Genomic DNA, 22586 nt, shown 5'->3' on the forward strand with positions numbered 1-22586 from the left:
GCGTGTTCCGACGCGGGTCAGGCGACCGTCGGGTGGACCAGTCCGTCTTCGCGGAACATGTGCTTGATGCCGCGCACGGCCTGACGAATGCGCGACTCGTTCTCGATCAAGGCGAAGCGCACATACTCGTCGCCGTACTCGCCGAAGCCGATGCCCGGCGAGACCGAGACCTTGGCCTGCGCGAGCAGCTTCTTGGCGAATTCGAGTGAGCCGAGCGCGCGATACGGTTCGGGAATTCGTGCCCAGATGTACATCGACGCGCGTGGCAGATCGACGTCCCAGCCGGTTTCCGTCAGCCCCTTGTAGAGCACGTCGCGGCGGCGCTGATACTGTGCGCGAATTTCTTCGACGCAGTGTTGATCGCCTTCAAGCGCTGCGATGGCGGCGACCTGCAGCGGCGTGAACGTGCCGTAGTCGTGATAGCTCTTGATGCGGGCGAGCGCGGCGACGAGTTCGGCATTGCCGACCATGAAGCCGATGCGCCAGCCGGCCATGTTGTAGCTCTTCGAGAGCGTGAAGAATTCGACCGCTACGTCTTGTGCGCCGGGCACTTGCATGATCGAGGGCGCCTTGTAGCCGTCGTAGACGATGTCGGCGTAGGCCAGATCGTGCACGACGAGAATATCGTGCTTGCGCGCGAGGTCAACCACACGCTCGAAGAATTCGAGTTCGACGCACTGGGCGGTGGGGTTCGAGGGGAAGCCGAGGATCACCATCTTCGGCTTCGGATGGCTTTCTCGAATGCCGCGCTCGAGTTCGGTGAAGAAGTCGATGCCGGGCGTCATCGGCACGGAGCGAATGTTCGCCCCCGCGATGACGGCACCGTAGATATGGATCGGGTACGACGGATTCGGCACCAGCACCGTGTCGCCCTGATCCAGCGTGGCGAGCATCAGGTGAGCGAGACCTTCCTTCGAGCCGATCGTGACAATGGCTTCGCGCTCGGGATCGAGGTCAACGTCGTAACGATCCTTGTACCAGCGCGTAATCGCGCGGCGCAGACGCGGAATGCCGCGCGACGTCGAATAACCGTGCGTGTCGGGGCGTTGTGCGACTTCCACGAGCTTGCTGACGATGTGCGGCGGGGTGGCCCCGTCGGGGTTGCCCATCGAGAGATCGATGATGTCCTCGCCACGTCGGCGTGCGGCCATCTTCAGCTCGGCGGTGATATTGAAAACGTATGGGGGAAGACGATTGATGCGCGCGAAGCTGCGCGAGCCCTGAGAGCTGGACATGAGAATCCTGGAACGTAAGCGCCCGGAACCGTCCGAGCGACGCCGGTGTGCTGGCCACACCGTGACGGTGACTGTAGCGCGACGCCGGGCGCTTGGGCAAGTGAATTTTGCGGGGCTATGTGGAAAGCCCGTCGGTTATGATGGTCGGCCGCGAGTTCGAGGAAAAGGAGAGTCGATGGCGTACCTGTACCTGCTGGTGGCGATCGTGGCGGAGGTGATTGCCACGTCGGCGCTGAAGGCCTCGGAGGGATTCACGCGCGTTGGGCCGGTGGCGCTGGTTGTCGTGGGCTACGGCGTGGCGTTCTATATGTTGTCGCTCACGCTGCGCACCATTCCCGTGGGCGTCGCTTATGCAATGTGGTCGGGGCTCGGCATCGTGCTCATCTCGATCGCCGCGCGCGTGCTATTCGGTCAGAAGCTCGACGCCCCCGCGGTGATCGGCATGGCGCTCATCATCGGGGGCGTCCTCGTGATGAATCTCTGGTCGAAGTCATCGGCGCATTGACGGGGCGCGATGCTCAGGTGCTCAGGTGCTCCAGCGCTCATGCACCTGGCCGGGCCCAATGCCGGGCCTCATGTCGGGCCTTGTGTCAGGACTCGTCTTCGGCTTCGGCCAGCACGGCCTTGAGCGCGGAGATGCAGGTGTCGATCTCCGCGCGCTCGATGACGAGCGGCGGCGCAAGGCGCAGCACGGTCGCGCGCGTTTCCTTGGCGAGCACACGACGGCGCAGCATGCGCATGGACAGGTCGTGTGCGTCCGCGCGTGCAGGATCGATTTCAATCCCGGCCCAGAGGCCGCGGCCCCGGACTTCGCGAATGAGCGGCGAGTGAATCGCGCGCAATCGCGAGAGCAGGTATTCCCCCATCTCCGCACTGTGCCCTGGCAGGTCTTCGTCGGCCATGACGTCGAGCGCTTCGAGCGCGACGGCTGCGGCGAGCGCGTTGCCGCCGAAGGTCGAGCCGTGGCTACCGGGTTCGAACAGGTCGATGATGTCGCGTCGCGCCACGAAGGCGGACACGGGCAGCAGGCCACCGCCGAGCGCTTTCCCGAGCATGACGCCATCAGGCACGATGTCTTCATGTTGATAGGCGAACCAGCGGCCGGTGCGTCCGAGGCCCGACTGGATTTCATCGAGCAGCATTAGCACGTTGTGTTCTGTGCAGAGCTGTCGCAGAGCGCGCAGGAAGCCGTCGGGCGGGACCACGATACCGCCTTCGCCCTGGATCGTTTCGAACAGCACGGCGCAGGTGTTGGGCGTGATGGCGGCGCGCACGGCGTCGATATCGCCGAAGGGCACGCGGACGAACCCGGGGGCGAACGGGCCGAAGTCGGCGCGATAGGCGGGTTCGGACGAGAAGCCGACGATGGTGGTGGTGCGTCCGTGGAAGTTGCCGTCGGCGACGATGATTTCGGCTTTGTCGGCGGGGATGCGTTTGGTGCTGTAGCCCCAGCGGCGAGCAGCCTTGATGGCGGTTTCGACGGCTTCCGCGCCGGTGTTCATCGGCAGGGCGCCGCCGAGCGTGGTGAGGTCGCACAGCCGTTCGAGGAACGCGCCGAGCCGGTCGGTGTAAAAGGCGCGGGAGACGACGGCGAGGCGTTGTGCCTGCGCGGTGAGCGCGGCGACCAGGCGAGGGTGCGCGTGGCCGTGGCTGACGGCGGAGTAGGCGCTCATCATGTCGAGATAGCGATTGCCCTCGACATCCCAGACCCAGACACCCTTGGCGTGCGAGAGCACGACGGGCAGCGGCGCGTAGTTGTGGGCACCAAAGCGTTGTTCGCGTTCGATTTCGTTCATGCTCGTGCTCCTCCACGTCACCAGTCTAAAGGCGAACGAGACGGCACGCAAAGGGGAACATGTCCTGAAGCAGCGCCGCTGGAATTGGCATGCGCGTGAGTTATAATCTTTGATTGCTTGGACGTGATGGGTTATCTCGTCACAGCAAGTCCCGCCGGCGGCGACGTCTTGTCGCCGTCATCACGCACTGCCCATAGCTCAGTTGGATAGAGCATCGGCCTTCTAAGCCGACGGTCGGGGGTTCGAATCCCTCTGGGCAGGCCAGTTTCCCTTGAAATTTCATTCGATTGTGCGGACTTCGGTTTGCGATGCGTTACTTGTGTCCGCGATTTTCGGCACGTAGAACGTGCGACCATTGCGCCAATTGCCGGTGGCGCGGATCGCATCGATTGACAGCGAAATTAACACGCTCCAGTTCGCTCCATCGGCATATAAAGGTGTTGCTCATATGTTTCAATGCCAAATTCGGCTATCGTAATTGCAGATGCTGTCATCTGCTATGCGAAATGGCGTATGCCAGTGACTTTCGGCGAGCATTCTCGCGTTAATCCGTGTCAGGACTCATTGGACCGTTACCCTTCCCCCAGGCCCTGGCCTTTTCAACGACAAAGTCGATCAGTGTTCGAACGGCAAGTGTCTGGTATCTACCCGGCATCCGAAGCAGGAACATACGAGCGCCGAATACACTGAGACGCCATTTCTGCAGCCCTATCACCATCCGCCCCTCATTCACGTCAGGCTCGACGACATAGTCGGGGACTAGCCCTATGCCAAGCCCGGCAAGGATCGCCTCCCTCAGAAACTGAAAATTCTCGGAAGCCAACGTGGGATGTAGCGTCAATTCGCGTCGTTCTTCACCCTCATACGCAGACACTCGCAGGTCGCGCCCGGCGACGGATGAAGTGATCAGAGGAACGTTGCGGAGGTCGTCCAGGCGAACTGGCATTTGATGTGCATGCGCATAATCCGCAGAGGCACATATGATGTGACGGACCTGCACCAGCTCGACAGCGACCATGTTCTGAGGCGGCTCCGACATGACTCTAACGGCAATATCAACTTCTTCTCGCAATAGGTCGTCAACGCGGTTGTCGAACAGCAAATCCAACGAGATCTCGGGGTAGCGACGTTTGAATTCGATCAACCATGCCGACATCACGACGTGACCGAATCCGGTCGGCACGCTCAGGCGCACCGATCCATGCAAGCTCTTGCCAAACATCGCTACGGACTCCTTGGCGGCCAACACTTCGTCACGAATGACCAAGCCGTGCTGATAAAGCCGCTGACCGACTTCCGTGAGCTCCACTCGCCGCGTGGTACGTCGCATCAATTGCATGCCGACCGATCTCTCGAGCTGAGTGAGGTGGTAACTGACATTGGCGCGCGTCATCTTCATGTTTCGCGCAGCAAGGCTGAGATTACCCGCTTCCACGATCGCGACAAAAAGTACCAGCGAGTGGGCATCCATCGCATCTCTATATGTAAAAAATTTTGAACATATTGTTAACGATCCTTGTAATTGTCAAGTCGAATCGATGGGTGAAGAATACGTTGGGTTCACAAGGAGACGTAATGCCATTTGCCATAGAAACCGGCGAAATCGGAATTGAAACCGCTCAGCACTTAATTCGCGTGGGGCGTTTGCTTGTCGATGGGAAAACCGACACGCGCGTGCGGTTCATGACTATCGCGTCTAACACCACGACTGCACTTGATCCACATGGAGGGCGAGCAAGCGAGCGCCATCACCTCCGCACGATGACGAGGGCGTAAGCGTGTACAACAACCTGAACGGCATCGCGGTCATCGCGCTCGATCATCCACCTGTCAATTGTCTGTCCCACACGCTGCGCCAGCGCATTCTCGACGAACTTGACACCGCTTTGGCAGATCCCGCGATTCGTGGAATCGTGCTGACGGGCAATGACAAGGCTTTCTCCGCGGGTGCGGACGTTGGTGAGTTTGGGAAGCCAATTCAACTGAAGGCACCGATCCTGCGCACGGTGATTGCGCGCGTCGAAACGAGCAAGAAGCCCGTCGTTGCCGCCATCGCTGGCGTGGCGTTGGGCGGTGGACTGGAGCTCGCCCTCGGGTGTCACGGTCGCGTCGCTCAAGAGAACGCGCGGATTGGCTTGCCAGAGATTAACTTGGGGCTTATCCCTGGCTCGGGTGCGACGCAACGGTTGCCTCGCCTGATTGGCATCGAACAGGCTCACGCGCTGGTATCCAGCGGAATTCCCAGGTTGGCTCGTCAACTTGCGAACATCGGCCTGTTTGACGAGGTTGTGGCAAGCGACGTCATTGACGCGGCCATTGCGCTGGCCAGCGAAATGGCCGAACGAGGAACCCCTTATCCGCGCGCACGCGATCGCCCACTTGATGTGTGTGTAGTCCAGAACGTCATCGAGGCGCAGCGGGAAAAATTGACGGTGCGGCAACGATTACAGCCGGCGTACGCTGCGCTGCTTGACGCGCTCAGTGCGTCGTCATTGCCCTTCGATGAGGGCATGAACCGGGAGCGCGAACTGTTCCTTGCGCTCATGCAAACGACCGCCGCGCAAGCGCTTTGTTACCAGTTCAAGGCGGAACGGGACGCAGCAAGGCTACCGCCTGACCTTCAGGTTACTGCGCGTCCGATAAAGTGTGTTGCGATAATTGGCGCGGGAACGATGGGTTCCGGCATTGCGATCTCGGCACTCGATTGCGGTCTGAATGTGCTACTGCTTGAGCAGAATGACGAAGCGCTTGCACGTGGCCGCGAGCGCATTCTCCAACATTATGAATCGCGCGTGGTTGCCGGCAAACTTCTGAGCGAGACCGCGACGTCGAATGCACAGCGACTTTCCACGAGTACGTCATGGACACTGCTGGAGCAGGCAGACCTCGTGATAGAAGCGGTCTTTGAGGATCTCGCAGTCAAACAGGAAGTATTCCGCCAGATCGACGCCCACGCGCGAGCGGGCGCCATTCTGGCGACAAATACATCGTACCTGGACGTTGATGCGATCGCGTCGGTGACATCGCGCCCTCGGGACGTGCTTGGATTGCACTTCTTCAGTCCCGCACAGGTTATGAAGCTGGTCGAGGTGGTTCGTGGCAGCGACGCCGCTGCTGACGTGATCGCTACCGGTATGAATTTTGCCGTTGCCCTCAAGAAGATCCCGGTAATGACAGGCAACGCGTTCGGCTTTATCGGCAACCGTATCTACAGTGCATATCGGCGACAGTGCGAGTTCATGCTTGAGGACGGTGCATGGCCGGAGGACATCGACAACGCTTTGACGGCGATGGGTTTTGCTATGGGACCGTTTGCGGTCGCGGATCTCTCCGGACTTGATATTGCGTGGCGCATGCGCAAGGCACGGGCATCGACGCGCGATCCGCGCGAGCGCTACGTCACCGTTCCAGACCAGCTGTGCGAAGCGGGGCGCATCGGTCGGAAGGCGGGGGCAGGCTACTACACTTACGTTGACGGCAAGCAATCGAGAACGGTCGATAGTCACGTTCGAGCGCTGATTGAGCGGGCGAGCGCAGCGCGCGGCATTGTCCGTAGGGGACTATCGCCGCTCGAAATCCAGCGGCGCGCCTTGCTATCGATGGTGAATGAGGCTGCCCTGCTGCTGGCGGAAGGCGTCGCAAGCCGCCCGAGCGATGTCGATGTGGTGATGGTGCAGGGTTATGGCTTTCCTCGATGGGAAGGTGGGCCTGTATTCTGGGCTCAGCAGCAAGACCGCACAGCGATGGAAATGGAACTAAAGGCACTGGCGGAAGAGGCCGGGCACGGATTCGTCCTGGGCGACCTCGAATCTGTCCTGATGCGTTGATGGTTCGTCGCGGCGTGCGGTTCAGCACGCCGCGATAGCGTCGGTCGTCACGTTCCCGCGCCCGATGATCGCCAACGCAAGTCGACGGCGGGCACTGACGTCGTCAACTGCCCTGCGCCATGGCCGGGTTCGCAGCGTTCGGGGTGAGGCACGCAAGCGAAATCGTCTGAACGAATGTGTCGACGCCGTCAATGGCGTCGAACCGGGCGACAAACGACGCCAGTCGGAGCGCTTCAGACGCCGCGGGCGTGCGCTGGAGTTGATCCACAAACTTCCTTTGCAATTCGTCCCATGACATGGGGGCCTCAGGTTCTCCCGAGCCGAACGCCGCATGTTGAGTAACGACGAGGCCGTCCGTCGTTTCGATCTCCAGTTGAACTTCCCCCCATAGACTGGAATCGGAAGCCTGGCGCGCCGCGATTGCCTCCGAGAATTTGAGCGAGATAGTGTCCTGGACCGCTTCAAGCTCGGGGTCGCCCATGGACGACTGTAGCGACTCACGCGATACCTTGCCATGTTTCAACGCCACCGCAAGTACGAATGGCATGCTGCCTTGCGCGGCCACCAGCGTTGATGGCCGCCGTGCATCCGCCTTAAGGACGAAGTCGCCGGCATTAACCACAATTCGCCGAACGTTCTCCAGTGAAAGCGCATGCTGCTTGCGTGCGGCCAGCAGCGCGTCGATTGCGGCATGAAGGCGTCGCAGGCACGCATGTGCCTTGAAGTAAGCCGTCATGATGTGTCGCGTCGTACCCAACGTCGCGCCGAAGTTCGATAGGTCGGCATTCTCGGAAAAGCATCGGAATAACCCATGCGTTCCCTCCAGCACACTGTCGGGGCCAGTGAAGCCGCATTCCGCCATTTCGACACTTCTGAGCCCGGTTGCCGCGGTCCACGCAGGGCAAAGCAACTTGCCCGAAGAGCCGTCACTTAGATATTCGATAAAGCCACCGCTATGCAGGGCCGCGATGGCCATGGCGTGCTTGGTCGTCTCCATATCGAGGTGCTTCAGCTTCGCAATGGCCGCCGCAGCGGCAACGGTTCCAGCAACACCCGTGGTATCGAAGCCCTTCACGGTGTATGAATAAGGATTGATCGCCATACCGATTTCGATATACACGTCGTAGGCAGCAACAATGGCCGAAATGGCTTCCTGGGTGGTGGCGTGTAGTACTTCGCCCACGGCGAGCACGGTGGGAATGATGACGACACCCGGATGTCCCATTGCGCGGCGATGTCCATCGTCAAGGTCCATGACTCTGGAAAAGGCAGCGTTGCAGAAGGCTGCCTTCTCAAGGGTAACTTTCTGGAACCCGAAGATGGTCGCGCCATCAGGCTGGATGCTACTGGCAGCGTGTCGAAGAAATCCGTCCGCTTTACCGCTGAATCGCCCGGCCAGCATATTGCCGAGACAATCGAGAAGGCATTGCTTAGTGCGATCGACTTCGGCTGTCGTCAGGTCCTCGAAGCGTGTCGAGTGCACATGCTGAGCCAAATGACGGATCAGATTTTTGGAATCCATGGTCGTGGGGAGTCCTGCTGCATACGGGATGACGGTTAGATCGTCACCCCGGCGGTGGGCGTCGGCATACGTCCGACAAGTGGGTGATTTCGCGCGATGCTCGCTGGGGCCATGTTGCCGTGTCAACCCAGTGGGGGCCGGGAGCCCCTAAGCGCGGGGCGGCAAATCACATTCGCCCCCGCTGACGCTTACGGAGCGATCTGGCGCGGCGCAATTTCGAGCCCGGCTTTGAGCAACGTATCGGTTGCGGCGTCGGAGCAGAGAAAATCGAGGAAACGCGTGGCAAGGTCCTGACAGCGCGCTTTCGACGACACCGCGCCGGAAACCACGCTCGTGTATTGAACCGCGTCGGGCAACGGCCCCAAGATAGTGATATCTGATACGAGCTTCAATTCACTGATCTGTTGTATTCCGACTTCGACCTCACCGCTCGCGACCGCTTCTCCGACGAATTTCTGCCCCAAGACGAGATGCATCTTGCCGGCAAGTTCCGCCTGAATTCCAAGGCGCTTGAATAGCGTGTTCTCGACATAGCTCCCACTCGCGCCCTCGGAATACCCGATGGAGTGTGCGTTCAGAAGCAGCTGCCGTAGTGCCTCCACGCTACTGACATCCACGCTCGGATGTCCCTGACGTACCGCGACACCAATCTTCGACGTCACTACGTCCTGGCGGACGATGGGCGTGAAATAGCCCTCTCGGATCAGATTGTTCATGCCAGTGGTGACCATTAACAGGACATCGACGTGTTCACCATTTCTGATTCGAACCTGGTTGGCCTCGGGAGAGTTACCGGCGGAGGGTCCCCAGGAAGCCGCAACCCGGCATCCGTGATCGGCTTCGAATTGCTTTGCAAGTTCGCGTAAAGGCTGCTTGAGGATTCCGGTTGTCAGAACCTTCAGTTCGTTCTCGAGAGTGTCGCTCATTATTGTGTGATCGGGAAAAGGCGGAAGTTGGCAAGCGACCGAGCAAAGCCCGGTCGAGTTGCCTTGTTCCGTTAGATTAATCTTCCGACCGGGATGCGGAAGGAATCAACTGGGAAAATGAATCATTCGGCGTAACGGCCGCGGCTTTCGATTTCGGTAGCATGAACGTTGCGATGCCGCTGCAAATCGCCGCAAAGATCAGCCAATACGCGGGCGAAGCCTTGTCGCCGGTCGCATGGATCAACCAGGTCGAAATCAACGGAGTGAATCCCCCGAAAATGGCGACGGCCAGGCTGAAAGCAAACGAAAAACCGACTGTTCTGGCCTCCGGCGGCATGATTTCCGTGAGCGTTACCATCGCGGCGCCGTTGTAGGCCGCGTAGAGGAACGCGAACCAGAGTTCCGTCATCAACAGATTGCCGAAACTAACGTTCGAGACCAACCACGACAGCAGCGGGTATGCCGTCACGATGGCCAAACCGGTGGTGGCGAGCAGCAGCGGTCGACGGCCGATTCGATCGGAGAGCGCTCCCATGGCGGGGACACAAAAGAAGCTAAGCAACCCGACGCAGAACGTGGCGAGCAGGCTGTCGGCGGCGCTCAACCCAAGCACACTTCGCCCGAACGTTGGGGTGTAGACAGCGACCAGATAGAACGTCACAGTCGTCATCACCACCAGCATCATCCCAATGACAATCAGTCGGTAGTTCGTGATCAGCGAAGTTGTAATCTCCGCGAACGTCGGTGGACGCTTGCGGGCCAGAAACGCTTCTGTTTCTTCCAGCGAGCGTCGCAGCACAAAGATCAGCGGGACGATCAGACAGCCGATAAAGAAGGGGATGCGCCAAGCCCACGCGTGAATGATCTCGGGCGACAGGAGCGTGTTCAAGAGGTAACCGAGTCCTGCGGCGGCCATCGTCGCGACCTGCAAGCTAGACGCTTGCCAGCCAACATAGAATCCCTTTTGGTCCGGCGGTGCGATCTCGGAAAGGTAGACGGACACGCCGCCGAGTTCCACCCCTGCTGAAAAGCCCTGGATCAACCGTCCGAGCACCACAAGGATCGGCGCAATGATCCCGATACTGGCATAGCTGGGCACGGCGGCGATTGAGATAGTGCCAATCGCCATGATGCCGAGTGTGACGGTCAACCCCTTTCTGCGCCCCACGCGGTCGATGTAACTGCCAAGTACGATGGCGCCGATCGGTCGAACCAGGAATCCCGCGCCAAATGTAGCGAACGTAAGAAGGAGCGACGCGTAGTGATTTTCGCTAGGGAAGAAAGCGGCAGATATGTATCGCGCGTAAAAACCATAGAGAAAGAAATCGAACATCTCCATGAAGTTTCCGCTCGCCACGCGGAGTATTGCCGGAATCCTAGACCGGGTCGTGTTTTTCATGGGAGCCCCTTCAGCGAATCGTGGCAGCACGCATCTGCGCGTGTGCCTTGTCCATGGAGGGGTAAGCACGGACGAATGGGATTGCTCGCCGTGATGATCCGGAATTGGGTGGGTGCATCGTTTGTCTCCGTCATTATTTGAGTCATGTGCTTAGCGCACATGATCATTATTAGTTCGTCTGCGCGGCGGTCTACAAGAGATCAATTCCATACATTGAAATTGACTCGGCAGATCCGGCGTCTGGAAGCGGCGGAGGTAACGGTGTGGGTCTTGGGCGTTCAAGCCGGCTAAAACGGCCGGGAAATATCATTTCCCGATCTCCGGAATGGGGGGGCGTCCTTCATCCGATGTCTCCCGGATGCTCCATTTCCAGTCCTTGGCGCACGTCCCGCATGAGTTTCAACAAATGAAAAGCCAGGCGCTCGATTTCAGGCTGCATTGCATCGCTGGTGGACGTGCTGACGTTGAGCACATAGATGGCGCCAGACAAACGTATTGGACTTGCCACCGCAATGACTTCGGGTTGCCACGAAACCGCGCAGTATCCGTGAGCGGCAATTTGCTCGGCCGCCAAGTCGATCCCCTTGGAAATCGTTGACCAATGTGCTCCGCACTTGCGCTCGAAGAACCCAAGGAGCGCATGACGTTCCGTGTCGGTGAGCGTCGCCAGATACGCGCGCCCGAGCGATGTGAGCTCCATTGGCACGCGTTGGCCCGATACCACCTGGCGCAATGCCACTCTGCGACTGTACCGAATGGACTCGAGATAGACCATCTCGTCACGATCCGGTGCTGCGATGCCCACGTTGATGCGCTGACTTTCCGCTAACGTCCGCATAAAGGGGGCGGCGATCTTCAGTAGCCCAGAGCCGGTCTTCATTGCATGTCCAAGGCTCAGGACGGCGGGCGCCAGTCGGTACGCTCGAGCATGGCGATCGAGTTGCAGGTAGCCGGCACCGGTCAGTGTCTGCGTCAGGCGGGTCACCGTCGCGCGCGACAACCCGGTGCGCTCCGCGAGTTCGCCATTGCCAAGAACTTCAGAACCCGGGCGAAAGGCGCGAAGGATTTCGATACCGCGCTCAAGCGAGCGGTTCGCCGGTGAGCGCCCCGGCTTGCCGGGCTGGAGCGACTTTGCCCCGCTTTGCGAGATCTGACGTGTCATGGATGGCAATCCCTTATCGGAAGAAGCGTCGTCGGCCTCGGATCGACGGATCGATGTGGATGTTGGCGTCAGAAGGCATCCTGGCTCCCGCAATTTTTGGTGCCGCGCGTCACTGTTGCGCTTCTGCGCGCCTGAACGGCATTTTGCCCCAACAGCATCGACACTGCATTGTAATTTCACTCTTTGAAAATCACCCATCGGATTTCGTGGGCTCCGCAGCTAGACTGGCTTTACCCAACTCGGCATGCCTGTGCATGAACCGTGAGGGGCTTTAGGCATAAGACCGAATCGTAGATAGGAGACAAGCATGTTTGCATTGATGCGCAAGGCCCTGATTGGCCTGGGCGCCGTGGTCGTTTCTACCGGCGTCGCTATTCCCTTGGCTCACGCGGCGTACCCGGATCAGCCGGTGCACATCGTCGTACCGTTCTCTCCGGGCGGAGGCACCGATTTGATCTCCAGAGCACTCGGTGTCGGCATGGCAAGCACGCTCGGTCAACCGGTCGTCATCGACAATCGTCCCGGGGCAGGCACCATCATCGGCGCCAATGAGGTTGCGCGCAGCAAGCCGGACGGTTACACGGTCGTGATGCACACGTTCGCGTTCGTTGTGAATCCCAGTCTGCACAAGCAGTTGCCGTATTCGACCGAAAAAGGCTTCGCGCCGATCTCGTTGATTGCCCGTGGACCGACGGTGCTTGTGGTTCCCGTCAACAGTCCGTTCAAGTCGGTGAAGGATATCGTTGATGCCGCCAGATCGCATCCGGGCAGCGTGACATTTGCGACGCAAGGTATCGGTACATCGGCAGACATGGCGGGCGAGTTGCTCCAAAACCTCGCCAAAGTTTCGTTGACCCAGGTGCCTTTCAAGGGTGCCGGTCCGGCACTGACGGACCTGCTCGGCGGACACGTGCAAATCATGTTCGGCACTGCGGCCGCAGTATCCGACCTGGTGAAAGCCGGCAAGCTGCGTGCGTTGGCTGTGACGACCCCCAGTCCATCGCCTGCATTCCCGGGAATTCCCACGGTTGCCCAAACGGTCCCTGGCTATTCGATCGAGGCCTGGTACGGACTGTTCGCCCCGGCCGGTACGCCGCCCCAGGTCGTTGAAAAGTTGCGCGCCGCGGCGGCGCAAGCCACGCACACGCCCGAGTTTGCCGAGAAAACCAAGCATGAAGGGTTGTCCATTACGGCGAGTACCCCCGAGGAGCTCGAGAGTTTCGTACGAGCCGAACAAGCACGTTGGCACAAGGTCATCGTTGAAAACCACATCGAATCCAACTGACGGCGTCGAATCGCCGAGCATCTCATGAACTACGAACTCATTGACTATCAGTGCGACGCTTCGGTCGCCACCATTACGTTCAATCGTCCCGATAAGCGAAACGCGATGAGCGACGAAATGCGAAGCGAGTTCATCGACGCCCTCGAAGCGGTGGCGAACGACAAGAGCATTCGGGCATTGATCCTGACTGGCGCGGGCAAGGGCTTTTGTGCTGGCGGGGACATTGCCGGCATGCAACGTCGCATGAGTGCGCCGTCCGGCGAAGTGGGGTTCAACGGCTGGCACCGTCAACAGCGTGTCCATCACGCGCAGACGCTGCTCTACTCGATGCCCAAGCCGACCATTGCAGCCGTCAACGGCGCGGCCGCAGGGTTGGGGGCCGATATTGCACTGGCGTGCGATTTCATTATGGCCAGCGAGTATGCGAGCTTTGCGTGGTCGTACGCGCTTCGCGGAATCATTCCCGACGGCGGTGGGATGTATTTCCTGCCGCGTCGCGTCGGGCCTGCCAAAGCTAAGGAACTGGTGTTTACGGGGCGCAAGGTGTCATCCGACGAGGCGCTTCGGCTCGGCATTGCCGACCGTGTGTCGGGCGCCAACACCTTGCTGGCCGACGCCAAGGCCTGGGCGTCCGAGCTTAGCGCCGCGTCCCCCACCGCGCTTGCCTTGGCCAAGGGGATTCTTAACAAGTCTTATGAGTCTGGCGTGCACGAAATCTTTGCGCAAGGAAGCCAGGCGCAAGGCATTTGCTACACGAGTACCGAACACAGAGAGGCGGTGCAAGCATTTCTCTCTAAAACCGCCACTAAGGAATGACCCACCATGGATGCGATTGATCGCCTGTTGAAGCCGCGCAGCGTTGCCGTCATCGGTGCCTCGGCGGATCCCGCCAAGACGTCTGGCCGCCCGGTCTCTTATTTGCTCAAGCACCGCTTTGCTGGAGATATCTATCCGGTAAACCCCAAGGTCAGCCACATTGGAGACCTGGCGTGCTATCCGACTATTGCCGCGCTTCCCGCCGTCCCGGATGTCGGCATCGTTTTGCTCGGGGCCGAGCGCGCGTTTGAAGCGGTGCGCGACCTGTCGCGTCGCGGTACTGCGGCGGCAATCGTGCTCGCTAGCGGCTATAGGGAGGCGGGAGGAGAGGGGGAGCGTCGGCAGCAGGAGTTGCTGGATGCCGCCGGTGGCATGCGCTTGCTCGGGCCCAACACGATTGGCCTCGTCAACCTGACCGACAGCATCGTGCTATCGGCCACGGGGGCGCTGGAAATGGAACAATTCCCGGTCGGGTCCATTGGCGTTGTGTCCCAAAGCGGCGGGATATTGGGTTCGTTCCTGTCGCGCGCCGCGGCACGGGGCATCGGACTGTCCAAATTGGTCTCCACGAGCAACGAAGCCGATCTGGAGCTTGCCGATTTCATCGATCATCTCGTTGACGACGACGCGACGCGCGTAATTGCGCTGTACGTGGAAACGGTAAGAAATCCGGTCAAATTCCGGATGGCCGCCTTGCGCGCAGCCCACGCCGGCAAACCGATCGTCGCGTTCAAGATTGGCCGTTCCGAGGCAGGTGCAAAGGCGGCCGTGTCGCATACCGGCGCAATGGCCGGTGCCGATCGCATGTATGACGCATTGTTCAAGCAAGTCGGAATAATCAGAGCCAAGAGTTTTGACGACCTCCTCGACGTGTCCGCCGCGTTGGCCGTTGGGCGCCGATTGCAAGGCCGCCGCGTGGCCGTTCTGACCTCGACGGGCGGTGCCGGGACCTTGGTCTCCGACGAACTCGGTGTGGCGGCGTTCGAGACGCCGGCCCCAGACGAACCCACGAGCGAGGCGTTGCGCGCGCTTCAGACCGGCGACCACGCCGTGCTCGATCGCAATCCCATCGACGTGACGTTGGCCGGATTGCGCCCCGATCTGCTGCGGGGGGCCATTCGCACGTTGCTGGAAAGCGCGAGCTACGACGCTCTCATCAGCATCGTCGGGTCGTCGGCGCTGGCGATGCCCGAGCTGGTGGTCGGTGCGATCCAGGATTGCATGCACACGTCCGACAAGCCGGTCTTGGCGTATGTGAGTCCGCACGCGCCGGAGATTCGCGCACTGCTTAACCGCCGAGGTGTTCCCGCGCTCACCACCGCAGAAGGATGCGCGGCAGCGCTTGGCGCAATGTTGCAGCATGCGCAGTGGGTGGGAGCCGACGACGAACCGGCGCTCGAACCCATCGCGCTTGAGGATCTGCCGAAGGGGGCGCTGGACGAATCCCAGGCCAAGGCATTGTTCGCCAAATTTGGGATTACCGGTCCGCGCGAAGTCGTGGTGACCAATGCGGCGGAGGCCGCGGAGGCCGCCGCGCAGATTGGCGGACGTGTCGCACTCAAGCTCTTGGCATCTGAGACTTCGCACAAGAGTGATGTCGGCGGCGTCGCGCTCAACCTGAGTGCGACCGAGGTGGGAGGGCGCCTCGAAACGATGCGCGCCGAAGTGGAACGACGAGCCGGTTTTCGCCCCGAGCGTTTCCTCGTGCAGGAGATGGTGAGTGGTGGTGTCGAATTGATCCTGGGCATGCATCGAGACGCGCTTGGTACGGCGATCCTGCTGGGAGCGGGTGGCACGGGCGCCGAATTGCTTCAAGACACCACCCTTCGGTTGATGCCGCCGCAAGGGGGACTCAGGGAAGAAGACGCCAGCGCCATGCTGCGCGAACTCAAGACCTGGCCGCTGTTGGATGGCTACCGCGGCGCTGAGAAAGCCGACGTCGACATGATGGTCGCGGCAATTGTCGCCTTCTCGCGCATGGTAGCGCAGCTGGGCGAACGGTTGGTTGAGGCTGAGATCAATCCTGTCATCGTATTGCCGGCAGGGCGGGGCGTGCGTGCGGTGGATGGCGTCGCGGTTTTGCAGAGTTGAAGGGGCGGGAGAACGACACTGGCGCGCCCTCGGTGCCCGCTTCAATCCACCCATCCCCATTGAGCGAGAGTCAATCTCATGCAAGCCTACATTTGCGACGCAATTAGAACCCCTTTCGGCCGTTATGGCGGGGCACTTGCCTCAATCCGCGCCGATGACCTTGGTGCGGTCCCGATCAAGGCGTTGATGGAGCGCAATCCCAACGTCGATTGGGGAGCCATAGACGATGTGATTTTCGGATGCGCCAATCAGGCCGGCGAGGACAACCGCAATGTTGCGCGCATGAGCGCACTGCTTGCCGGGCTGCCAGAGCAGACCTCCGCGTCGACGATTAACCGGCTGTGCGGATCGGGGCTGGACGCATTGGGAACTGCGGCACGAGCGATCAGGGCCGGCGAAGCGGGACTGATGATTGCCGGCGGCGTCGAGAGCATGAGCCGGGCGCCGTTCGTTCTACCAAAAGCCGACACCGCGTTCTCGCGCGCCAACTCGATCGAAGATACGACGATTGGGTGGCGGTTCGTCAATCCCGCGATGCGAGCGCGGTTCGGTGTCGATTCGATGCCGCAGACGGCGGAGAACGTAGCGCGAGAGTTTGGCATTGAGCGTGATGCCCAAGATCGTATGGCCTTGGCGTCACAACGCAAAGCGCTGTCGGCCCGCGCGTCGGGCATTCTGTCCCAGGAGATTACACCGGTCGTTGTCCCGCAGCGCAAGGGGGACTCCGTGGTTGTGGAGCATGACGAGCATCCGCGGGAAACGAGCTTGGAGGCGTTGTCGCGGCTTAAAGGCGTGGTTGCTTCGGATGGAACTGTGACTGCGGGCAATTCGTCAGGGGTGAACGATGGTGCCTGCGCCCTACTGCTCGCAACCGAGCGTGCCGCCGCGATGCATGGACTCACGCCGCTGGCACGTGTCGTGGGAATGGCGACCGCGGGCGTTCCTCCGAGAATCATGGGGATGGGGCCGGCCCCGGCCACGCGAAAGGTACTTGAGGCGACGGGCTTGCGTTTGGACGATCTTGACGTGATCGAGCTCAACGAAGCATTCGCTGCACAAGGTCTGGCGGTCCTGCGTGACTTGGGACTTGCCGACGACGATCCGCGTGTCAATCCGAACGGTGGGGCGATCGCCCTGGGGCATCCGCTGGGCGCGTCCGGCGCACGCCTCGCGACCACCGCGATCAGACAGTTGCATCGAATTCGAGGGCGTTATGCGTTGTGCACCATGTGCATCGGCGTAGGGCAGGGTGTGGCCGTCATCGTCGAACGCGTGTGAAATCCGACCGTTCCATACGCGTGTCGCACGGCCGGCAATGGTTTTGCGCCCCGCGCCGGTTGCGCGAGCGCATCGAGATTAGCAGGAGATGATTGTATGCAGGTGACGGAAACCCTGGCGCGCTATGCCAGCTCACTGGAAACTTCGCCCCCGCCGGAAGCGGTCGTCCATCACGCGAAACGTGCCGTTGTCGATTGGTTTGCATCCGCGTTCGCGGGGTTGGACACGCCGCCGACGCCGATGCTCGCGCAGGTCCTGGCGGATGACCTCGGGCATGGTAGAGCATGTTTGCTGAACGGCGGGAAGGCAACGGCACGTGCTGCCGCATTGATTCACGGCGCCGCAGCGCACGCGGCAGAGGTGGACGACAGCTTCCGGGATGCCATGTATCACCCCGGTGCGGCGACGGTGGCCGCAGCACTGGCCGCCGCTCAACAGTCAGGATGCAGCGGACTGCGCTTTCTGCATGCCGTGATTGCAGGCTACGAGATATCGACGCGCATCGGCGTTGCGCTGGGACGTGCCCATTATCGTTATTGGCATAACAGCGGAACAGTGGGAACCTTCGGCGCAGCGACTGCCGCCGGGGTCGCTCTGTCGCTTGGTGAAGCTGGCCATGGGCATGCACTCGCGACGGCTGCGACCTTTGCAGCCGGACTGCAGCAGGCGTTCCGGACAGACTCTATGTCAAAACCCCTCCATACCGGCCGGGCCGCCGAGGGGGGATATCTTGCAGCGCAGCTCGCCGCTGCTGGTGTTACGGGCGGACGAGACGTGCTGGAAGGGGAGAGTGGTCTTGGGGTGGCAATGAGCGGTCAGGCGGACTGGTCCGACATTGCGCTGACCTTGGGACGCGATTTTCACATCGCTCGACTCACGATCAAAAACCACGTCGGGTGCGGTCACACGTTTGCAGCAGTGGACGCGGCAATCGAACTGCGCCGGAATGCGTCCTTCGCCGTTGATGAGGTTCGCAGCATCGCCATCGAGACGTATCGCCCCGCCGTCGAGATCGCGTGCCACGTCAACCCGCTGACGCCCAATGAAGCCCGCTTCAGCATGCGCTACATGGTCGCATCAGCACTGATCAATGGAAGTGTGCGCCAGCAGGCGTTTTCGCCCGCGCAACTGACAGACCCAACTGTTCGGCGGTTGATGACCTGTACACAAGTCACCGTGAGTCCGGAATTGGACGCCGCGTTTCCGGGCGAGCGTTCAGCACGTGTGGAAGTGACGTTGGAAGGGGGGGAGCGTTTGGTTCATGTACAGCGCCACCGTAGGGGAGATCCCGAGCTACCGCTCAGCGACGAAGAATTGAACGCGAAGTTCATGGAACTGGTGTCGCCTGTCGTTGGCGCGGTGTCGGCCCGCAATTTGCTGGGCCAGTTGTGGGGGCTTCAAGATCGACCCGACGTCGCTGGGATGGGGGGCGCTTAAGCGTCGGGCGAAACGCGTCACGCGTTGTCGGCAACGCGGCCGCAATAGGTTCGGTGACGATTGCGTCAAATACCTGAATTTCGCCGTAGACCCCGATCGAGGGCCTGGTGCCGAATAGTAATACAGAACAGATTGGAGACACCAAATGACTAGACACGCGTGGATAAGGCGGGACTTGTGGGCAGGATTGCTGCTCGTTCTATTGGGGGGCGCGGTACTGTTCGAGAGCAAGAGCTATGGCTTCGGCACGCTTGGTCAGATGGGGCCGGGCTTCTTTCCCGCCACCCTGGGCGTCCTGTTGCTGCTGATCGGAACGCTGATTGCAGCGACGTCGAAAAACACCGAAGTACTGGCGAAGCCGTCTGCCAAGGCATGGCGAGGCGCCGGGCTTGTGTTGTTGTCTGTTTTGGCATTTGTTGGCGTTGCCGCGCACATGGGCTTGCTGCCGGCGACGTTCATCTCCGTTGTGATCGCGGGCTTTGCCGATCAGCGTAACCCCGTGCGCGACGTGTTTTTGATGGCCGCGGTGCTTACCGTATTCTGCTTTGTCGTTTTCAGTTGGGGGCTGCACCTGCAACTTCCGGCGTTTCGCTGGGAGTGGTAATCATGCACCAGACCATCATGGATCTCATGTACGGCTTCAGCGTCGCGTTGCAGCCGACTCATTTAATGTGGGCTGTCGTTGGGGTGCTGTTGGGAAACCTGATCGGCGTGCTGCCTGGAATGGGGCCCATTACCGCGATCTCGATCCTCCTGCCGCTGACTTATTTTATGGCGTCAGTGCCATCGATCATCATGCTCGCCGGGATCTTCTATGGATCTCAGTACGGTGGGGCAATTGGCGCAATCCTGCTGAATCTGCCAAGTCATCCGCCTCACGCGGTCACATGCATCGATGGTTATCCGCTCACGCGTGCAGGTAAGGGCGGCGCCGCCTTGGGTGTCGCCATGCTGTCGTCATTCTTTGCCGCCACCGTTGGCATTCTGGTGATGATATTCCTGTCCCCGCTGCTGGTGAGTGTGGCATTCAAGTTTGGCCCCACCGAGATTGCCGCAATCATGGTTCTCGGACTGATCTCCGGCTCGACCATGTCGCGGGGCTCGCCGCTCAAGGGTATCGCCATGACGCTGTTCGGGCTGCTGTGTGGAACGGTTGGGACTGACCTCATCACAGGCACGTTCCGGTTTACCTTCGGCAGCGCTTCGTTATACGACGGCGTGGAACTTGGCGCGATCTGCATGGGGGTATTCGCTATCGCCGATTTTCTGATGCACGTTAATCGGGAGAAGATTGTCGTGACGCGGGCGAAGGTACGTGCGCGTGACATGCGCCCCTCGCTTGCCGATTTGCGCAAGGCGGTGGCGCCTACGCTTCGTGGCACGCTGGTCGGTGTTCTGTTCGGTGGCATGCCGGGAACGGGGCCGACAATCACGACCTTCATCGCGTACGCGCTGGAACGAAAGATCGCGAAGGATCCAAGTCGGTTCGGCAAGGGCGCCATTGAAGGCGTCGCTAGTCCGGAGGCAGCTTCGCACTCAAAGACACAGGTGGATTTCATCCCCACGATGACACTGGGTATCCCGGGCGACGCCGTTATGGCGCTGATCATGGGAGCCTTGATCCTGAAAGGCATCCAACCCGGACCATTGCTGATTACCGAGCATCGCGACATCTTCTGGGGTTTGATCGCGAGCTTCTGGATCGGCAATGCCATCCTGATGATTTTGAACGTCCCGCTCATTGGGGTGTGGGTCAAGCTGCTGCAGGTCCCCTACCGGATTCTTTATCCTGCCGCAGTCTTTTTCGTTTGCGTCGGCGTGTACAGCATGCGCAATGACTTGTTCGACGTCGCTTCCGTTGCCGCGTTTGGTCTCATTGGCGCGTTGTTCATGGTCCTGGATTTTCCCATCGCGCCCATTGTGTTGGGCTTCGTGCTCGGCCCAATGCTGGAATCGAATGTACGCCGCGCGCTCCTGCTGTCGCATGGAGATCTGGGAGTCTTCGTGAATCGCCCCATCAGCGCGACCGTCCTTGGAATCGGCGCAATCATCGTGTTCTGGCAGGCTGGCTCATATCTCGCGTGGGGTTCCGATTCATTGTTCATGCGCTTTCGCGTGCGCATGCAGCGACGACTCACGAAGGTGCAGGACTGACCTGCTTCTGTGATTGAAACTCCCTTTCGAGAGAAGACATGAAGTTGTCGTTTTCGCAGAAGTTGTGGCTGCCGCTGATTTTAAGTCTCGCGTGCTTTGCGTGCCTTTCGATATCGGATGCCATTAGTAGTCGGGGAATTCGTCTCGAAGAGAGGCAATCCGGTCTCGTTCACGCGATGGAGCTTGCAAAGTCCGTCATCCAAAGCTACGCGGACCAGGCAGCCACCGGGACGTTGACGATCGATGAAGCCAAGCGCAGCGCGATAGGTGTGATCCGCAAGATGCGTTACGCCGGGGGGAAAGGCTATTTCACGATCCTCAACCCGGACGGTGTCCTGCTCATGAGTGCCACGAAACCGGAGGACGAAGGGCGAAACGTCAGTGGCTTCAGAGATCGAAATGGCGAACCATTCAATCAGAACGTGCTGAACCAGATCCACCGGGACGGTAGCGGCTTTACCCGATACGCCTTCGGCAAGCCGGGCGCGACCGGCATTTTTCCGAAGATCTCCTACAACGACGCGTATCGGCCATGGCAATGGATATTGATGACGGGCGTATATGTCGACGACATCAATGCCGCTTTCTACGCGTCGCTCGTGCGGAGCCTGGGTGTATTTGCCGTCATCGGCACGCTTCTGAGCATCGCCGTCGTCGGGGTGAACCGCGGGATATGGCGCTCGCTTGGCGGAGAGCCCAAGTACGCGGCTGAGATCGCCACGCGCATCGCGGAAAACGACTTGGCGTTTGTAGTGCAAGACGAGCGTGCGGGCAGCGGCAGTTTGCTTCACTCGATGAAGCGGATGCGGGACCACCTTGCGGAAACGATTCGCGTCATCAACGTGTCTGCTGAGTCGGTGTCTGTTGCCGCACACGAAATCGCCGGCGGGAATATCGATTTGTCGATCCGAACCGAGGCGCAGGCAGTCTCGCTCAACCAGACTGTCGCCAACATGGCCGAGTTGGCCGGTACGATCAGACATAACGCCGATAACGCCTGCCGCGCCGATATGTTCGCTGCGAATGTGGCCGGTCTGGCTGATGCCGGTGATCAGGCCGTGGCCGCGATGCTCCAGACGATCGGGCGAATCAGCGAAAGCTCGGCGAAGATCTCGGAGATTACGGGAATGATAGAAGCGATTGCGTTTCAAACCAATATTCTTTCGCTAAACGCCGCCGTCGAGTCGGCCCGCGCCGGCGCCCACGGGCGTGGCTTCGCCGTCGTTGCATCTGAAGTGAGAGCATTGGCACAGCGCGCCGCGTGTGCGTCGCGCGACATAAAAGCGCTGATAGAGACTTCGTCAACGCTCGTCGCAGACGGCTCGCGGCAGGCGCACGACGTCGGCACGACAATGGGGCGCGTAAGGCAAGCGATAAACGAGTTGTCCAATATTGTCGGAGAGATCGCCGCCGCCTCGTCGGATCAGGGCAAGCGCATAGAACTGGCCAATCAGGCGTTCATGCAGATGGATGAAAGCACCCAGCAGAACGCCGCTCTCGTCGAAGAGGCCGCCGCGGCGGCACAATCGCTTGAGGAGCAAGCGTCAAACCTGAGGGAAGCCGTGTCCGTATTTCGGCTTTCCGACCCCCAGGACTCGCGACGTTCGCCCCCGGATCGTGCGATGACTTTGGCGTTGGGAGCATTGTGAAGCCCGCCC

17 protein-coding genes and 1 tRNA gene are annotated in these 22586 nt (G+C 60.3%); 11 read left to right on the top strand and 7 right to left on the bottom strand.

The window, feature by feature from the left end; genetic code table 11:
- Positions 1–17 precede the first annotated feature (17 nt).
- Positions 18–1235 (bottom strand): alanine transaminase, encoded by a 1218-nt coding sequence (alaC, locus tag PCE31107_RS07765; protein ID WP_150607505.1) that lies wholly within the window; start codon positions 1233–1235, stop codon positions 18–20.
- 175 nt (positions 1236–1410) lie between these two features.
- Here alaC and PCE31107_RS07770 point away from each other — a divergent pair, with 175 nt between their 5' ends.
- Positions 1411–1740 (top strand): DMT family transporter, encoded by a 330-nt coding sequence (locus tag PCE31107_RS07770; RefSeq protein ID WP_150607507.1) that lies wholly within the window; start codon positions 1411–1413, stop codon positions 1738–1740.
- A gap of 85 nt (positions 1741–1825) precedes the next feature.
- Here the strand turns inward: PCE31107_RS07770 and rocD are convergent, their stop codons facing one another.
- Complete coding sequence (rocD, locus tag PCE31107_RS07775) at positions 1826–3031, bottom strand: ornithine--oxo-acid transaminase (protein ID WP_150607509.1); 1206 nt, start codon at positions 3029–3031, stop codon at positions 1826–1828.
- A 187-nt stretch (positions 3032–3218) separates the two neighbouring features.
- Between rocD and PCE31107_RS07780 the strand changes: the two genes are divergently transcribed.
- A tRNA-Arg gene (locus PCE31107_RS07780) sits at positions 3219–3295 on the top strand.
- Positions 3296–3575: 280 nt separating this feature from the next.
- Here the strand turns inward: PCE31107_RS07780 and PCE31107_RS07785 are convergent.
- Positions 3576–4502 (bottom strand): LysR family transcriptional regulator, encoded by a 927-nt coding sequence (locus tag PCE31107_RS07785; RefSeq protein WP_130026762.1) that lies wholly within the window; start codon positions 4500–4502, stop codon positions 3576–3578.
- A gap of 307 nt (positions 4503–4809) precedes the next feature.
- Here PCE31107_RS07785 and PCE31107_RS07790 point away from each other — a divergent pair, with 307 nt between their 5' ends.
- Positions 4810–6858 (top strand): 3-hydroxyacyl-CoA dehydrogenase NAD-binding domain-containing protein, encoded by a 2049-nt coding sequence (locus PCE31107_RS07790; protein WP_150607511.1) that lies wholly within the window; start codon positions 4810–4812, stop codon positions 6856–6858.
- A 103-nt stretch (positions 6859–6961) separates the two neighbouring features.
- On the opposite strand, the gene PCE31107_RS07795 is transcribed toward PCE31107_RS07790, so the two are convergent.
- The 4 genes from PCE31107_RS07795 to PCE31107_RS07810 all read right to left on the bottom strand — a co-directional run bounded on the left by PCE31107_RS07795 (position 6962) and on the right by PCE31107_RS07810 (position 12065).
- Positions 6962–8380, bottom strand: a complete 1419-nt coding sequence (locus PCE31107_RS07795) for an MmgE/PrpD family protein (protein WP_150607513.1) — start codon at positions 8378–8380, stop codon at positions 6962–6964.
- A gap of 188 nt (positions 8381–8568) precedes the next feature.
- A complete protein-coding gene (locus PCE31107_RS07800) occupies positions 8569–9306 on the bottom strand; it encodes a substrate-binding domain-containing protein (protein WP_130026759.1) in 738 nt (245 codons plus the stop codon).
- Positions 9307–9382: 76 nt separating this feature from the next.
- Positions 9383–10705, bottom strand: coding sequence for an MFS transporter (gene tcuC / locus PCE31107_RS07805; protein ID WP_150607515.1), 1323 nt, complete (start codon positions 10703–10705; stop codon positions 9383–9385).
- A 340-nt stretch (positions 10706–11045) separates the two neighbouring features.
- Positions 11046–12065 (bottom strand): IclR family transcriptional regulator, encoded by a 1020-nt coding sequence (locus PCE31107_RS07810; protein ID WP_370363103.1) that lies wholly within the window; start codon positions 12063–12065, stop codon positions 11046–11048.
- A gap of 109 nt (positions 12066–12174) precedes the next feature.
- Here PCE31107_RS07810 and PCE31107_RS07815 point away from each other — a divergent pair, with 109 nt between their 5' ends.
- The 8 genes from PCE31107_RS07815 (at position 12175) to PCE31107_RS07850 (ending at position 22577) form a co-directional block, all read left to right on the top strand.
- Complete coding sequence (locus PCE31107_RS07815) at positions 12175–13152, top strand: Bug family tripartite tricarboxylate transporter substrate binding protein (RefSeq protein ID WP_150607517.1); 978 nt, start codon at positions 12175–12177, stop codon at positions 13150–13152.
- Between the two features lie 24 nt (positions 13153–13176).
- Positions 13177–13968 carry an enoyl-CoA hydratase/isomerase family protein gene (locus PCE31107_RS07820; RefSeq protein ID WP_150607519.1) on the top strand — a complete coding sequence of 264 codons (792 nt, stop codon included), beginning with the start codon at positions 13177–13179 and terminating at the stop codon, positions 13966–13968.
- Positions 13969–13974: 6 nt separating this feature from the next.
- Entirely contained in the window at positions 13975–16059 is a 2085-nt protein-coding gene (locus PCE31107_RS07825; RefSeq protein ID WP_150607521.1) for an acetate--CoA ligase family protein, read from the top strand.
- Between the two features lie 78 nt (positions 16060–16137).
- Positions 16138–17337, top strand: coding sequence for a 3-oxoadipyl-CoA thiolase (gene pcaF, locus PCE31107_RS07830; protein WP_150607523.1), 1200 nt, complete (start codon positions 16138–16140; stop codon positions 17335–17337).
- Between the two features lie 96 nt (positions 17338–17433).
- Positions 17434–18774 carry an MmgE/PrpD family protein gene (locus PCE31107_RS07835; protein ID WP_150607525.1) on the top strand — a complete coding sequence of 447 codons (1341 nt, stop codon included), beginning with the start codon at positions 17434–17436 and terminating at the stop codon, positions 18772–18774.
- Positions 18775–18949: 175 nt separating this feature from the next.
- A complete protein-coding gene (locus tag PCE31107_RS07840) occupies positions 18950–19378 on the top strand; it encodes a tripartite tricarboxylate transporter TctB family protein (protein WP_165385353.1) in 429 nt (142 codons plus the stop codon).
- 2 nt (positions 19379–19380) lie between these two features.
- Complete coding sequence (locus PCE31107_RS07845) at positions 19381–20928, top strand: tripartite tricarboxylate transporter permease (protein WP_174966577.1); 1548 nt, start codon at positions 19381–19383, stop codon at positions 20926–20928.
- 38 nt (positions 20929–20966) lie between these two features.
- Positions 20967–22577 carry a methyl-accepting chemotaxis protein gene (locus PCE31107_RS07850; protein ID WP_150607527.1) on the top strand — a complete coding sequence of 537 codons (1611 nt, stop codon included), beginning with the start codon at positions 20967–20969 and terminating at the stop codon, positions 22575–22577.
- Positions 22578–22586 lie beyond the last annotated feature (9 nt).

This window comes from Pandoraea cepalis, assembly GCF_902459625.1.
In the GTDB taxonomy this organism is placed as follows: Bacteria; Pseudomonadota; Gammaproteobacteria; order Burkholderiales; family Burkholderiaceae; genus Pandoraea; species Pandoraea cepalis.